The 14,306-nt window shown below is 71.2% G+C and carries 12 protein-coding genes; 8 read left to right on the top strand and 4 right to left on the bottom strand.

The features are described from left to right. Positions 1 to 4: 4 nt before the first annotated feature. From OP18_RS09935 to OP18_RS09920, 5 genes are all read left to right on the top strand, one after another. Positions 5 to 931 (top strand): ABC transporter permease subunit, encoded by a 927-nt coding sequence (locus OP18_RS09935; protein ID WP_033358456.1) that lies wholly within the window; start codon positions 5 to 7, stop codon positions 929 to 931. Positions 932 to 1,235: 304 nt separating this feature from the next. Continuing rightward, entirely contained in the window at positions 1,236 to 4,934 is a 3,699-nt protein-coding gene (locus OP18_RS09930; protein ID WP_389251094.1) for a multifunctional oxoglutarate decarboxylase/oxoglutarate dehydrogenase thiamine pyrophosphate-binding subunit/dihydrolipoyllysine-residue succinyltransferase subunit, read from the top strand. A 67-nt stretch (positions 4,935 to 5,001) separates the two neighbouring features. Next, positions 5,002 to 5,175 carry a DUF6104 family protein gene (locus OP18_RS59090; protein WP_169788945.1) on the top strand — a complete coding sequence of 58 codons (174 nt, stop codon included), beginning with the start codon at positions 5,002 to 5,004 and terminating at the stop codon, positions 5,173 to 5,175. Between the two features lie 201 nt (positions 5,176 to 5,376). Beyond that, complete coding sequence (locus tag OP18_RS09925) at positions 5,377 to 6,384, top strand: alpha/beta hydrolase family protein (RefSeq protein ID WP_052386463.1); 1,008 nt, start codon at positions 5,377 to 5,379, stop codon at positions 6,382 to 6,384. 148 nt (positions 6,385 to 6,532) lie between these two features. Then, entirely contained in the window at positions 6,533 to 8,101 is a 1,569-nt protein-coding gene (locus tag OP18_RS09920) for an FAD-binding oxidoreductase (protein ID WP_033358454.1), read from the top strand. 114 nt (positions 8,102 to 8,215) lie between these two features. Here OP18_RS09920 and OP18_RS09915 read toward each other — a convergent pair whose 3' ends face one another. Further along, positions 8,216 to 8,830 (bottom strand): Pr6Pr family membrane protein, encoded by a 615-nt coding sequence (locus tag OP18_RS09915; protein WP_052386462.1) that lies wholly within the window; start codon positions 8,828 to 8,830, stop codon positions 8,216 to 8,218. Between the two features lie 73 nt (positions 8,831 to 8,903). Between OP18_RS09915 and OP18_RS09910 the strand changes: the two genes are divergently transcribed. Beyond that, on the top strand, positions 8,904 to 9,827 hold the full coding sequence (locus tag OP18_RS09910) for an alpha/beta hydrolase family protein (protein WP_052386461.1): 924 nt from the start codon (positions 8,904 to 8,906) through the stop codon (positions 9,825 to 9,827). Positions 9,828 to 10,713: 886 nt separating this feature from the next. On the opposite strand, the gene OP18_RS09905 is transcribed toward OP18_RS09910, so the two are convergent. The 3 genes from OP18_RS09905 to OP18_RS54935 all read right to left on the bottom strand — a co-directional run bounded on the left by OP18_RS09905 (position 10,714) and on the right by OP18_RS54935 (position 13,271). Beyond that, positions 10,714 to 11,667 (bottom strand): zinc-binding dehydrogenase, encoded by a 954-nt coding sequence (locus OP18_RS09905; RefSeq protein WP_211273495.1) that lies wholly within the window; start codon positions 11,665 to 11,667, stop codon positions 10,714 to 10,716. Continuing rightward, a complete protein-coding gene (locus OP18_RS09900) occupies positions 11,664 to 12,782 on the bottom strand; it encodes an NAD(P)-dependent malic enzyme (protein WP_156089432.1) in 1,119 nt (372 codons plus the stop codon). The genes OP18_RS09905 and OP18_RS09900 overlap by 4 nt, the downstream gene beginning before the upstream one ends. 174 nt (positions 12,783 to 12,956) lie before the next feature. Further along, positions 12,957 to 13,271, bottom strand: coding sequence for a S24/S26 family peptidase (locus tag OP18_RS54935; protein WP_081970630.1), 315 nt, complete (start codon positions 13,269 to 13,271; stop codon positions 12,957 to 12,959). 70 nt (positions 13,272 to 13,341) lie between these two features. Here OP18_RS54935 and sodN point away from each other — a divergent pair, with 70 nt between their 5' ends. Both sodN and OP18_RS09890 read left to right on the top strand, forming a co-directional pair. Next, entirely contained in the window at positions 13,342 to 13,746 is a 405-nt protein-coding gene (gene sodN / locus OP18_RS09895; protein ID WP_033358451.1) for a superoxide dismutase, Ni, read from the top strand. A gap of 72 nt (positions 13,747 to 13,818) precedes the next feature. Further along, positions 13,819 to 14,304, top strand: coding sequence for a GNAT family N-acetyltransferase (locus OP18_RS09890; RefSeq protein ID WP_033358450.1), 486 nt, complete (start codon positions 13,819 to 13,821; stop codon positions 14,302 to 14,304). The last annotated feature ends 2 nt before the right edge of the window (positions 14,305 to 14,306 follow it).

Below are 14,306 nucleotides of genomic sequence, written 5' to 3'. Positions count from 1 at the left end.
CGGCATGACCAGGCTTATCCGAAGCGAGCTGCTGAAGCTGCGCACCACGAACATGTGGTGGATCTTCCTGCTGACCTCGCTGGTCTTCACCGGTCTCGCGATCTGGATCAACATCGAGCAGACCGACTCGGAGCTGACCAACAACTACACCGCGTATCCGCACGGCGACCCGCCACCCGGCATGACCGAGGACCAGCGCGCCGAGTTCGAGGCGAACCAGCGGCAGTTCCAGCAGGAGGAGGAGGCCCGGGTCGCCAAGGCGCACGCCGCGGGCCAGCTCGCCAAGTACGCCGCGAACATCTACACCTCGGGGCAGTTCTTCGGGCTGCTGCTGGTGATGCTCCTGGCGATCCTGGTGATCACGAACGAGTTCTACCACCAGACGGCGACCGCGACGTTCCTCGCGACCCCGAAGCGGACCAGGGTCATCGCCGCGAAGCTCATCACGGCGTCGCTGGCCGGCGTCCTCTTCTGGCTCATCACGACGGCCATCTCGATCGGTGTCGGGGTGCTGTACTTCGGCGCCGAGGGGCTCACCAACAGTCTCGGGCACTGGACGGCGCAGCAGGCGGTCCTGCTCAACCTGCTGGTGTACGTGCTGTGGGCGGTCTTCGGCATCGGCGTGGGCGTGCTGATCCGCAGCCAGATCGGCGCGACGATCACCGCCGCCGTCCTCTACACCGTGGGCACCTGGGCCGCGGTCCTCTTCCTCACGTTGATCCACGAGCTGGTGATCAAGAAGGACTGGGTGCTGGAGAGCGCCGTCTACATCCCGCCGCTGGCGTCCTCGCACGTGGTGGGCGGCCTGGCCACCCAGCTCGGCGACACGGACCTGCCGCCGCGCTGGGCCGGCGCCCTGGTGCTGATCGTCTGGGCGGTCGGGCTCGGCACCATCGGCACCTTGATCACCCGGAAGCGTGACATCGCGTAGCGATGTAGCGGATCTACGACAGTTGTGGCCGCCAAATGGCGGCCACAACTGTATGGGACGGACCCATGCGGTCGTCTACATGGTCACTCCGGCGGCGTCGGCGACGAACGAGCGTTAGGCAGCGCGTAGCCTTGACGCGGAATCCGTGACCCTCAGGGTCTGGGTCGGGTAGGAATCGGGCTGCGACCCATGCCCTGGCAACTCCGTTTGGAAGAGGCGATCAACAGCCGTGTCGACCCAAGCGACCAACTCGCAGGAGAACCCCTTGGCGGGTTTCGGCCCGAACGAGTGGATCGTCGAGGACATGTACCAGAGGTACCTCGCCGACCCGGCCAGCGTGGACCCCGCGTGGCACGACTTCTTCGCCGACTACAAGCCCAGCGGGGACGGTGCCGAGGCCAGCTCGGCGGCGCCTGCCGAGGCGGCTGAGCCGGCGTCTGTCACCACCCCCGCTGCCGCAGCTCCGAAGGCCGCCGCTCCCGCCGCACCCCCGGCGCCCGCGGCCACCCCCACCGCTGCGGCGTCCCCCGCCGCCTCGGCACCGGCCGCCGCCGCGCCGGCGCCCGCGGTCGCCAAGCCGGTCCAGAAGGCCGTGCCCGCCACGAGGCCCGCGCCCGCGAAGCAGGCGCCCGCCACCCCCGGCGGCGCGAAGCAGGTGCCGCTGCGCGGCGTGGCCGCCCGCATCGTGCAGAACATGGACGCCTCGCTGGAGGTGCCGACCGCCACCAGTGTGCGCGCCGTGCCGGCGAAGCTGCTGTCCGACAACCGCATCGTGATCAACAACCACCTGGCGCGCGGCCGTGGCGGCAAGGTCAGCTTCACGCACCTGATCGGCTTCGCGATGGTCCGGGCGCTCGCCGCGCACCCGGAGATGAACAACGCGTTCGCCGAGGTCGACGGCAAGCCGCACCTGGTCCAGCCCGAGCACGTCAACCTCGGCATCGCGATCGACCTGGCCAAGCCCGACGGCTCGCGCTCGCTGGTGGTGCCGAGCATCAAGGCCGCCGACACCATGGACTTCCGCCAGTTCTGGTCGGCCTACGAGGAGATCGTCCGCCGCGCCCGGCGCAACGAGCTGACGATGGACGACTACGCCGGGACCACGGTCTCGCTGACCAACCCGGGCGGCATCGGCACCGTGCACTCGATGCCGCGGCTCATGGCCGGGCAGGGCACGATCATCGGGGTCGGCGCGATGGAGTACCCGGCGCCGTACGCCGGCATGTCCGACGAGACCCTCGCCGACCTCGGCATCAGCAAGATCCTCACGCTGACCAGCACCTACGACCACCGCATCATCCAGGGCGCGCAGTCCGGCGAGTTCCTGAAGGTCATGCACGAGCTGCTGCTCGGCGAGCACGGGTTCTACGACCAGATCTTCACCGCGCTGCGGATCCCCTACGAGCCGGTCCGCTGGGTCCGTGACGTCGCCCGCACCTCCGAGGGGCAGATCGACAAGGCGGCCCGGGTCGTCGAGCTGATCCACGCGTACCGGGTCCGCGGTCACCTGATGGCCGACACGGACCCGCTGGAGTTCCGCATCCGCCGCCACCCGGACCTCGACGTGCTCGAGCACGGGCTGACGCTGTGGGACCTCGACCGCGTGTTCCCCGTCGGAGGCTTCGCCGGCAAGCAGAAGATGAAGCTGCGGGCCGTCCTGGGTGTGCTGCGCGACTCCTACTGCCGCCGCGTCGGCGTCGAGTACATGCACATCATGGACCCCGAGGAGCGGCGCTGGATCGCCGAGCGGGTCGAGAAGCCGTACGAGAAGCCCGACACCGCCGAGCAGAAGCACATCCTGAACCGGCTCAACGCCGCCGAGGCGTTCGAGACGTTCCTGCAGACGAAGTACGTGGGGCAGCGCCGGTTCTCCCTGGAGGGCGGCGAGTCGCTGATCCCGCTGCTCGACGAGATCCTGCAGAACTCCGCCGAGGGCGGCCTGGACGAGGTCGTCATCGGCATGGCGCACCGCGGCCGCCTCAACGTGCTGGCCAACATCGTCGGCAAGCCCTACGAGAAGATCTTCTCGGAGTTCGAGGGCCACCTGGACCTGAAGTCCGCGCACGGCTCCGGCGACGTCAAGTACCACCTGGGCATGACCGGCAAGTTCACGCACCCCGACGGTGAGCACGCCACGACGGTGTCCGTGGTCGCGAACCCGTCGCACCTGGAGGCGGTCAACCCGGTCCTCGAGGGCATCGTGCGGGCCAAGCAGGACTCGATCGACCTGAAGCTCGAGGGGTACACGGTCCTGCCGCTGCTCATCCACGGCGACGCCGCGTTCGCCGGGCAGGGCGTGGTCGCCGAGACGCTCAACCTGTCGCAGCTGCGCGGCTACCGCACCGGCGGCACCGTGCACGTCGTGGTCAACAACCAGGTCGGGTTCACCACCGCGCCGGAGTACTCGCGCTCGTCGCTGTACTCCACCGACGTGGCCCGGATGATCCAGGCGCCGATCTTCCACGTCAACGGCGACGACCCGGAGGCCGTGGTCCGCGTCGCGCGGCTGGCCTTCGAGTACCGCCAGGCGTTCAACAAGGACGTCGTCATCGACCTGGTCTGCTACCGGCGCCGCGGGCACAACGAGGGCGACGACCCGTCGATGACCAACCCGCTGATGTACGCGATCATCGACCAGAAGCGATCGGTGCGCAAGATCTACACCGAGGAGCTGATCGGTCGCGGCGACATCCCGATCACCGAGGCCGAGGCGCTGCTCAAGGACTACCACGAGCAGCTGGAGACGGTGTTCAAGGCGACCCGCGACGCGTCGTCCAACCCGGCGTCGCGGCTCACCCGGCTGCGCGAGCCGGAGCCGGAGCCGGTGGTGGAGACCGCGATCGACGCGAGCGTGCTGCGCGCGATCGGCGAGGCGCACGTCAAGCTCCCCGACGGCTTCACCCCGCACAAGCGCGTCCAGCAGCTGCTGGACCGCCGCGCGAAGATGGCCGCCGCCGGCGACATCGACTGGGGCTTCGGCGAGATCATCGCCTTCGGCTCGCTGGTCAACCAGGGCGTCACCGTCCGGCTGTCCGGGCAGGACTCCCGCCGCGGCACGTTCGTGCAGCGGCACGCCAGCATCGTCGACGCGGAGACCGGCGCCGACTACATGCCGGTGTCCTCGCTGATCAAGGACAACGCGAAGCTGTTCGTCTACGACTCGCTGCTGTCGGAGTTCGCCGCGATGGGCTTCGAGTACGGCTACTCGGTGGAGAACCCGGACGCGCTGGTCATGTGGGAGGCGCAGTTCGGCGACTTCGTCAACGGCGCCCAGTCCATCGTCGACGAGTTCATCTCCTCCGGCGAGGTCAAGTGGGGACAGCGCACCGCGGTGACGCTGCTGCTGCCGCACTCGCACGAGGGGCAGGGCCCGGACCACACGTCGGGCCGGCTCGAGCGCTACCTGCAGCTGTGCGCCGAGGACAACATGCGGGTCGCGGTGCCGACCACCCCGGCGAACCACTTCCACCTGCTGCGCCGCCAGGCGCTGTCGCCGAAGAAGAAGCCGCTCGTGGTCTTCACGCCCAAGTCGCTGCTGCGGCACCGGCTGTGCGTGTCGCCGGTCGAGGACTTCACCTCGGGCACGTTCGCCACGGTCCTCGGCGACCCGGGCATCCAGGGCAACGCCGTCGACAAGGCCGGCGTGAAGCGCGTCCTGCTGTGCTCCGGCAAGGTCTTCTACGACCTGCTGCAGGCCCGCACCGAGCGCGGCATCACCGACACCGCGATCATCCGGGTGGAGCAGCTGTACCCGATGCCGGTCGAGGAGCTGCGCGAGGCCCTCGCGCAGTTCCCCAACGCGGAGGACTTCGCCTGGGTGCAGGAGGAGCCGGCGAACCAGGGTGCCTGGTCGTTCATCGCCCTCAACCTGCTGGAGCACCTGCAGGGCGTCGGGCTGCGCCGCATCTCCCGCCCGGCCGCGGCCGCCCCGGCGGTCGGCTCGACGAAGCTGCACGACGCCGAGCAGCACGCCCTGATCGAGGCGGCGCTGCCGAAGCGCTGACCCACCGTTGCGTCCGTTGACGTCCGCGGGGAGGGCCCACGCCCTCCCCGCCCGTTTGGGAGTGCCCATGTACTTCACCGACCGCGGCATCGAGGAGCTCGCCACGCGCCGGGGCGAGGAGGAGGTCACGATCGAGTGGCTGGCCGAGCGCCTGCGCGACTTCGTCGACCAGAACCCGGAGTTCGAGACCCCGATCGAGCGCCTGGCGGTCTACCTGGCCCGCCTGGACGACGAGGACTGACGCCATCCAGCGCGGTAATTGCCGGAATTGCGGTTATTTGCCGGGCCGTCAGGTCAGGTCGCATCCACCAAATGGGTCGTACAAGGACAACCTGGTGTAGTCCGGCAAGCCATTCGATTGTCCCCAGTCGGGTGATAACGGGGTAGCGCATCGCGCACCTACATTCTGTACGTGCCACCGAGTCGCAACCGATCCGCAACCGTGTCGCTCCTGGCCGCCGCCCTGCTCCTGCTGGGCGGCGCTTTTTCGGCCTCGGGCGCGGACCCGGCCGCCGAGCCCCTGACCGCCGCCGCCGGCGCGCAGGCCGCCGCCGGGATCGGCGGGCACGCCATCGGCGTGCGGCACTTCGCGTTCGCCCGCGGCAAGGACCGCCCGCTGCCCACCACCGTGTGGTACCCGACCCGCGGCTCGGCCCGCCGGACGAAGGGCCAGCCGCAGGGCGACGCCCAGCCGCTGCCGGGGAAGCTGCCGCTCATCGTGTGGAGCCACGGCTTCTACAGCAACCCGCAGATGCAGGAGGGCATGACCAGGTTCCTGGCCGAGGCCGGGTACGTGGTCGTCGCCGCCGCGTACCCCTTCACGAAGAAGGACACGCCGAAGTTCAACAAGCTGGACGTACCGAACCAGTCGCTGGACGCGTCGTTCGTCATCACGCAGCTGCTCCAGCCGGGCAACCCGCTCGCCGGCAGCATCGACCAGGACCGGATGGCGGCGATCGGCCACTCCGGGGGCGGCACCACGACCGACGGGCTCTTCACCGTGCACCGGGACCCGCGCCTCAAGGCCGGGGTCATCTTCGCGGGCCGGCCCGCCGGCGCCTACCAGGGCGCCCCCGTGCCGCTGCTGTTCATCCACGGCGACAAGGACCCGGTGGTCGCCTACGAGCAGGGCCGCACCTCCTACGCCGCGGACCCGTGGCCGAAGGCGTTCCTCACCATCGTCGGCGGCGAGCACGGCGCCGGCACCAACGACGCGGAACGCGGCCACCACCAGGCGATGGCGGCGCTGCTGGACTTCCTCACCTGGACGCTCGACGGCGACGACACCGCCCGGCTCCGGATGACCGGCGACGCCACGCTCGACGGCGTGACCCGCTTCGAGTCGGTCGGGATCTACAGCAGCGCGAGCACCACGACGACGACCACGACGACCGCGACCGCGGCGCCGGCCACCACGAGGCCGAGCCTGGCACCGCTCGCGGCGGGCTGAGCCGGCTGCTCGTTGTTGTCCACCCACGCCTGGAATGCCTGAGTGTTCTGACTTGGGTCAATGCGCTCATCGGGCATGGCCGACACAATACCGATGACCCGACCTGCGGACAGTGGCCGAACGTGTCGGATTGTGGCACCCTCCGTCAATGGCCGCCTGGCGTGAACGGTCCTGGTGGGGTTGGGGATGGGCGGACAGCGCGCTCGACGACGACGCGTGCCGCCGCCTCGCCGAGACGTCGCTGCGCCCGTGGCTGCCGATCGACGGCTCCCTGCTGCCCGTCCCCGACGACCCGGTCCTCCCCGCGCCCCGCCTGATCCCGCCGTCGATCCTGCGGGAGGCGTTCGCCGCCGACCCGGTCACGCGGGCCGCCCACACGTACGGCAAGGCGTTCCGCGACGTCGCGCGGGCCCTGCACGGCCGCCTCGACAACCCGCCCGACCTGGTCTGCCACCCGCGCACCGGGCACGACGTCGTCGCCGCCCTCGACTGGGCCGAGGCGGCCGGCGCGGCGGTCGTCCCGTACGGCGGCGGCACCTCCGTCGTCGGCGGCGTCGAGTACCGCGGCGACACCCCGTGGATCTCCCTCGACCTCAGCCGGCTCAACCGCGTCGGCGAGATCGACCCGGTCGACCGCGCCGTGCGGGTCCAGGCCGGCGTGTTCGGCCCCGCCCTCGAACAGGCCCTCGCGCCGCACGGGCTGACGCTGCGGCACTACCCGCAGAGCTTCGAGTTCTCCACCGTCGGCGGCTGGCTCGCGACCCGCTCGGCCGGGCACTACGCGACCGGCCCGACCCGCGTCGACGACTTCGTCGAGGCGCTGCGGGTGATCACACCGCAGGGGCCGGTCGAGTCGCTGCGGGTGCCGGGCAGCGGCGCCGGGCCGTCCACCGACCGGCTGTTCCTCGGCTCGGAGGGCACCCTCGGCGTCATCGTCGAGGCGTGGCTGCGGGTCACCGACCGGCCGGCGCGGAAGGCCTCGACGTCGGTGGCGTTCCCCGGGTACGACCAGGCGGTCGCCGCGGTCCGCACGATCCTGCAGGCGGGGCTGCGGCCCAGCAACTGCCGGCTGCTCGACCCGGTGGAGGCGATGCTGAACGCCGGCGCGACCGACGGGCGGGCGCGGCTGCTGCTGGGCTTCGAGGGCGCGACGACCGGGCTGCTCGCCGACGCGCTCACCATCTGCGCCGACCATGGTGGCGTCCCCTCCGCGCCGTCCGCCGGCGGGCCTTCCGTGGCTGCCGCGGAGGTCGACAGCTGGCGATCGTCGTTCCTGCGGGCGCCGTACACGAGGGACGCCCTCATCAGGCTCGGCCTCGTCGTGGAGACCGTGGAGACGGCATGCCCGTGGAGCCGCTTCGAGGCGCTGCACGCGGCCGTGACCGCCGCCGCGCAGGCCGCGGCCCCGGCCCGGGTCGCCGTGGTCACCTGCCGGCTCACCCACGCCTACCCGGACGGACCCGCCCCCTACTTCACCGTCATCACCCCCGCCCGCCGCGGCGCCGAGGTGACGATCTGGGACGAGATCAAGGCCGCGGTGAGCGAGGCCATCACCGCCAACGGCGGCACGATCACCCACCACCACGCGGTCGGGCGCGACCACCTGCCGTGGCTCGCGCGGCAGCGGGACCCGCTCGTCACCGAGGTGCTGCGGGCCGCGAAACGCACCCTCGACCCGCGCGGCATCCTGAACCCCGGTGCGCTGCTCGACCCCTGACCCACTCACACCTGCGCGACGCCCTCGACGCGGGGGCACCGCTCGGGCCCTCTGACCGCCTCATACCTCCGCGACGCCCTGGACGCGGGTGCGCCGCTCGACGCCGTGACCGGCTCACACCTCCGCGGCGTCCCCGACGCGGGTGCGCTGCCGCAGTGCCGCCCTGACCCCGGCCCCCAGGCCGATCAGCAGCAGCCCCAGCAGGAAGAACGCCACGGTGAAGCCGAGCGCGGCGATCGCCACCCCGCCGTAGCCGAGCTCCCCCGCGTCGACGAACGGGTACGGGTACCGGTGCACGATCGCCCCACGGATCAACGCGAACGCCAGGTACGCCAGCGGGTAGCCCAGCCACACGGCCGCGTACCACCACCGCACCGGCTCCCGGTCGATCAGCAGCCAGGTGACCGCGGCCAGGATCGGCGTCACCGTGTGCAGCAGGATGTTGTGCGGCGCGTGCGCTCCCGAGTCGGCCACGTGGAACGGGCTCGCCGGGTTCGCCAGCAACGTGTGGTAGACCGTGCCGGTGATGCAGCTGTACAGCGTCGCCGCCCCACGCACCCACCCGGGCACCGGCCGCCACGCCGCCACGGCCGACACCACCGCGATGATCACACTGCTCTGCACGGTGAAGTAGACGAACACGCCGCCGTCACCGTGGGTGTAGTCGAGCAGCAGCACGATCCCGGCCAGGGCACTCACGGCGGTGAGCACCCGCATGACGACGGACATGGGCCGCAACCTAGCCGGAAATCGCCCCGCGGGCCAGCCTTGATCGCGGCACGCCCCTCGTACGGTTGGAGCCATGCGCCGTCTCGCCCTCCTGATGGCCCGGGCCGCCGCGGTCACCGCCACGGCGACCGCCGTGCTGGCCGGCGTCACCGGCTGCACCGGCCAGCCGGAGCCCGCCCGCTGGGTCACCCCGTCGCCGTCCGTCGCGGGCACCGTCGCCCCGAGACTCGCCCAGGTCACGCCGCTGCCGCCGCTCTCCGTGCCGAAGGCCGCCCTGGACGTGTCGCGGCAGGAGGTCACGTACCGCCGCGAGGGCCGCGTCCTGCGCACCGTCGTCTGGCTGCCGTCCACCACCACGAAGGTCCCGGCGGTCGTGTTCAGCCACGGCCTCAACGGCACCCCCGAGGCGTTCGCGCCGCTGCTCACGGCGTGGGCGGCGGCCGGGTTCGCGGTGATCGCCCCCGCGTACCCGAACACGTCCCGCAACGCGCCCCGCCTCGACGTCTACGACGTGCTCAACCAGCCGGCCGACGCCAGCTACGTGCTCAGCCAGGTCCTCGCCGGCCCGCTCGGCGCCCACATCGACAGCGGCCGTCTGGCCGCCGCCGGCCACTCCGCGGGCGCCATCACCACCGTCGGCCTGTTCACCGCCGGCCGCGACGCCCGCCTGCACGCCGGCATCATCCTGGCCGGCAGCGGCCTCGGCGTCGGTACCGCCTTCACCGGCACCCCCGCCTCGCTGCTGTTCGTCCACGGCGACGCCGACCCCCTGGTCTCCTACGCCTCCGGCAAGGCCACCTACGACGTCGTGCCCTGGTCCAAGGCGATGCTGACCGTCGCCGGCGGCAACCACAACGACCCGTACCTGCGCCCCAGCGCCGCGTCCTTCACCGAGGTCCGTTCGCTGACCATCGCCTTCCTGCGCCTCGAGCTGTACGGCGACCCCTCCGCCCGCCGCCAACTGCCCCGCGGCCCATCCTTCGACGACCGCCTCTGACCCGGCGCCCTGCAGCCGCCCTTCCCGGCGATAGCCCTACGCTACCGATCACGGCTACCGATCACGGCTACCGATCACGGCTACCGATCACGGCTACCGATCACGGCTACCGATCACGGCTACCGATCACGGCTACCGATCAGCGCCATTGGTCACCATGGCTCGCTCCCGGCGAGGACCGCCGACAACACCGGCAGCGACCTCCTCCAATGCCCAGGGAGCGCGCCGGGCTGCAGCGGCGGACCACCGAGCCCTGTCCTCCGACCGCCGCGAATCCCGCCCGCGACCGCCTCGAATCCGTGCCAGCCAGCTTCAGATCCGCGCGAGCCCCCGTGGTCTGCACCGATCATCGCGCCTGTTCCGGGCTGCCTCCGCCAGGCACCGCGCCTCGGCACTCGACCACTTCGAATCCCATGCGACCCGTCCGCCGGCCCTGGGACATCCACCGGCCCTGGAGACAACCACCGGCCCTGGGACAACCACCGGCCTCGTGGCGCCCACCGGCCCTGCGGTCACCACCGGGCGCCATGAGTGACCGCCTCCGACCGACACCGCCGCCGTTCAGCCACCGTTCAGCCACCCTCGGCAGCCAGCCAAAGCGCGCCTCGAAGATCGCCGCCGACCAACGCCGCCGACCGACGCCGCCGACCAACGCCCGTCGCCGCATCCTTCCCAGCCGGCCACCGCGCGCGGCGCTCACCGACGATCGCGCCGGCGCACCAAGCCCGATGCCGGCGCCGTACCCCGAGAACCGTAATGCCCGACGCCGCCTGTGCGACACCGGCGGAAAGCCAGGTCGTCCAGGAGGCGTCGGGCAGCTTCACCTAACGCTAGCAAGGCATAGGAAATTGATGTTCGAACACCTCACCGTCCGTCATACGGGCTGCTAAGCGGTGTGGTCCAGCACCACCTTGCCGAAGACGTCGCCGGAGTGCAGCTTCTCGAAGGCGGCACGAGCGTCGGAGAACGGGACGACCGAGTCGATGACGGGACGTACGCCGGTCCTCGCCAGCAGCGCCATCAGGTCGGCGAGCTCGTCGGGGGTGCCCATGCTGGTGCCGAGGATCTCCAGCTGCAGCGCGAACAGGCGGCGCAGGTTGACCTTCGGCAGGTGGCCGCTGGTGGCGCCGGACACGACGATGCGGCCGCCCGGTTTCGCGCACTTCATGGAGTGTTCGAAGGTGGCCTCGCCGACGGTTTCGACGACCACGTCGACGCGTTCCGGCAGGCGGGCCCCGGAGTCGAGCGCGGTGGCGCCCAGGGCCTCGATCCGCTCGCGTTTGGCGGCGTCGCGGCTCGTGGCGTAGACCCGCGCGCCGAGGGCCCTGGCGAGCAGCACAGCGGCCGTGGCGACCCCGCCGCCGGCACCTTGCACCAGCGCCGACCCGTCGGCCTCCAGCCGGCCTTTGGTGGTCAGCATCCGGTACGCGGTCAGCCACGCCGTCGGCAGGCAGGCCGCCTCGGCGAAGGAGAGCTCGGCGGGTTTCGGCACGAGGTTGTACGCGGGCACGGTGACGCGTTCGGCGACCGTGCCCTGGTAGTGCTCGGACAGGATGGAGAAGTCGCCCTTGTCGGTGAAGACGACGGGGTACACGACGACCTCGGCACCGTCGGGGCCGATGCCGGCGGCGTCGCAGCCGAGGATCATCGGCAGCTGGTCCTCGCGGAGGCCGACGCCCCGCAACGACCACAGGTCGTGGTGGTTGAGTGCGCTGGCGCGCACGTCCACCACGGCCCAGCCGTCCAGTGGCGTCGGCTCCGGCGCGTCGCCGACCGTGAGGCCGGCGAGCGGGTCGGCATCGTTGAAGCTGGACGCGAAAGCGGCACGCATGACGGCTATCTCAGCACACCGTCGCGGCGGGCCGCGGCGGCGACCGCGGCGGCGACCGCCGGTGCCACCCGCGGGTCGAGGGCGCTGGGCACGATCGCGCCGGTGGACAGCTCGCCCTCGGCGAGGACTTCCGCGATGGCGTTCGCGGCGGCGACCTTCATGCCGTCGGTGATCCGGGTCGCGCCGGCGTCGAGGGCGCCGCGGAAGATGCCCGGGAACGCCAGCACGTTGTTGATCTGGTTGGGGAAGTCGCTGCGGCCGGTGGCGACCACCGCGGCGTACCGGGCGGCGATCTCCGGGTGCACCTCGGGTGTCGGGTTGGCCAGGGCGAAGATCGCCCCGCCGGGTGACATGCCGGCCAGGGCCGTCTCGCCGATCGTGCCGCCGGAGACGCCGATGAGGACGTCGGCGCCGCGCAGGGCGTTGGCGATGTCGCCGGTGATGCCGCCGGCGTTGGTGGTGGCGGCGAGCGCGGCCTTCTCCGGGTTGAGATCGGTGCGGCCGGTGTGCAGGCAGCCCTGGGAGTCCAGGACCACGATCTCGCCGGCGTCGGCGCCGCCGCTGATGAGCATCTTGGTGACGGCGACCCCGGCGGCGCCGGCGCCGCTGACGACGATGCGCAGGTCGCGCAGGTCGCGGCCGAGGACGCGGGCGGCGTTGCGCAGCGCGGCGAGCACGACGATCGCGGTGCCGTGCTGGTCGTCGTGGAACACGGGGATCGGCAGGGTCGCCTCGAGCCGGCGTTCGATGTCGAAGCAGCGCGGGGCGGAGATGTCCTCCAGGTTGATGCCGCCGAAAGAGGGTGCGAGGGCGGTGACGATCGCGACGATCTCGTCCGGGTCTTGAGTGTCGAGGCAGATCGGCACCGCGTCCACCCCGCCGAACTGCTTGAAGAGGACAGCCTTGCCCTCCATGACCGGCATCGCGGCGCGCGGGCCGATGTTGCCCAGTCCGAGCACGGCGGACCCGTCGGTGACCACGGCGACGGCGCGGCCGACCCAGGTCAGCTCGTGGACCAGCGACTCGTCGTCGGCGATGGCCTCACAGACCTGGGCGACGCCCGGCGTGTACGCCAGGGCGAGGTCCTCACGGGTGGCGAGCGGGACGCTGGACTGGACGGACATCTTGCCGCCCTGATGCAGGTCGAAGACTGGCCCTTCAAGGGCGTGATTGGTCACGGGTGCAGACACGGGGGCTCCTTTGCCACGTCTGACAATGCTGGTGTTTCCGCGGAGCGCGTGGGTGGTGAAAGCGCTCAAGATGCGATTCAGCGGGGGTGACCCGGTATCCGCATCACCTTACGCCGGACCGCGCCGCAACCGCACCGGTTGTGGCCACCAGCGAAATGTCACACGTCCGATGATGTCGGCGGTCCCGTACGTGGCTGAATCATCCGATCCGAAGGGATTATCGCCGGTCAGCCACCATCCGCCGGGCTCGGCCCGGGCCACGCGTTTGACCACCAGCAGCCCCGGCCGGCTGCGGAAACACCCGACGACGACGTCGCCGGGGCGGGCCGTACGGGCGCGGCGCACGAGGATCCGATCACCGTGGCGCAGCGTCGGCGCCATCGAGGGGCCGTGCACGAGTGCGGTGAACCACGGCAGGCGCATGAAATCCCCGGGCTTGGATAGGAGTAGGGTCAGCAACTGAGGATCATCGCAAATCACCCTGGAGGGTTCGATGCGACTGTCGCGGCTATTCACCCCGCGCACCGTGGTGAGCGCCCACTGCGACCTGCCGTGTGGTGTCTACGACCCGGCGCAGGCCCGTATTGAGGCCGAGTCCGTCAAGGCAATCAGCGAGAAGTACCAGGCCAGCAGCGACCCCGAGTTCCGTACCCGGGCCCTGCTGATCAAGGAACAGCGCGCCGAGCTGGTCAAGCACCACCTGTGGGTGCTGTGGACCGACTACTTCAAGCCGCCGCACTTCGAGAAGTACCCGGAGCTGCACAACCTCTTCAACGAGGCGACGAAGCTCGCGGGTGCCTCCGGCGCCAAGGGTTCGGTCGACCCGGCCGTCGCCGAGAAGCTGCTGGCGAAGATCGACGAGATCGCGAAGATCTTCTGGGAGACCAAGCAGGCCTGACCTGCGGCTGACAGGTTCGCCCCCCACACCGTTGACGCGGGTGGGGGGCGTTTCTTTATCGGAGGTACATAGATGAGCGTCGAGATCCACCCGGCCACCGACGAGGACGTGCCGGCGATCGTCGCGATGGTGTACGAGCTCGCCGAGTTCGAGAAGGCCGTCGAGGAGTGCCACCTGACGCCGGAGCAGCTGCGCGCGGCGCTGTTCAACCCGGCGCCGTCGGTGTTCTGCCACGTCGCCCGCGTCGACGGCGAGACCGTCGGGATGGCCCTGTGGTTCCGGACGTTCTCCACCTGGGAGGGTGTGCACGGGGTGTACCTCGAGGACCTGTACGTGCGACCGGCGGCCCGCGGCACCGGGGCCGGGAAGGCACTCGTGGCGGCGCTCGCGCGTATCTGTGTGGAGTCGGGGTACCCGCGGCTGGAGTGGGCGGTGCTGGACTGGAACCCGGCGCGCGGCTTCTACGAGTCGCTGGGCGCCCGGCACAAGTCGGACTGGCTGCCGTACCGGCTCTCCGGCGACGCGCTGCGGGCACTGGCGGGGAGCCCGGCGGCGTGACG

Source organism: Dactylosporangium aurantiacum (assembly GCF_000716715.1).
In the GTDB taxonomy this organism is placed as follows: domain Bacteria; phylum Actinomycetota; class Actinomycetes; order Mycobacteriales; family Micromonosporaceae; genus Dactylosporangium; species Dactylosporangium aurantiacum.
Note: the sequence above shows the minus strand (reverse complement) of the source record. Positions and strands in the feature narration are given on the sequence as shown.

Excerpts from the sequence above, each read along its gene's own strand:
- sodN (WP_033358451.1), top strand. The coding sequence starts at position 13,342 with ATGCGACTGTCGCGGCTATTCACCCCGCGCACCGTGGTGAGCGCCCAC.
- OP18_RS54935 (WP_081970630.1), bottom strand. The coding sequence starts at position 13,271 with ATGCGCCTGCCGTGGTTCACCGCACTCGTGCACGGCCCCTCGATGGCG.
- OP18_RS09910 (WP_052386461.1), top strand. The coding sequence starts at position 8,904 with ATGCGCCGTCTCGCCCTCCTGATGGCCCGGGCCGCCGCGGTCACCGCC.
- OP18_RS09930 (WP_389251094.1), top strand. The coding sequence starts at position 1,236 with ATGTACCAGAGGTACCTCGCCGACCCGGCCAGCGTGGACCCCGCGTGG.
- OP18_RS09915 (WP_052386462.1), bottom strand. The coding sequence starts at position 8,830 with ATGTCCGTCGTCATGCGGGTGCTCACCGCCGTGAGTGCCCTGGCCGGG.
- OP18_RS09900 (WP_156089432.1), bottom strand. The coding sequence starts at position 12,782 with ATGTCCGTCCAGTCCAGCGTCCCGCTCGCCACCCGTGAGGACCTCGCC.
- OP18_RS09920 (WP_033358454.1), top strand. The coding sequence starts at position 6,533 with ATGGCCGCCTGGCGTGAACGGTCCTGGTGGGGTTGGGGATGGGCGGAC.
- OP18_RS09890 (WP_033358450.1), top strand. The coding sequence starts at position 13,819 with ATGAGCGTCGAGATCCACCCGGCCACCGACGAGGACGTGCCGGCGATC.
- OP18_RS59090 (WP_169788945.1), top strand. The coding sequence starts at position 5,002 with ATGTACTTCACCGACCGCGGCATCGAGGAGCTCGCCACGCGCCGGGGC.
- OP18_RS09935 (WP_033358456.1), top strand. The coding sequence starts at position 5 with ATGACCAGGCTTATCCGAAGCGAGCTGCTGAAGCTGCGCACCACGAAC.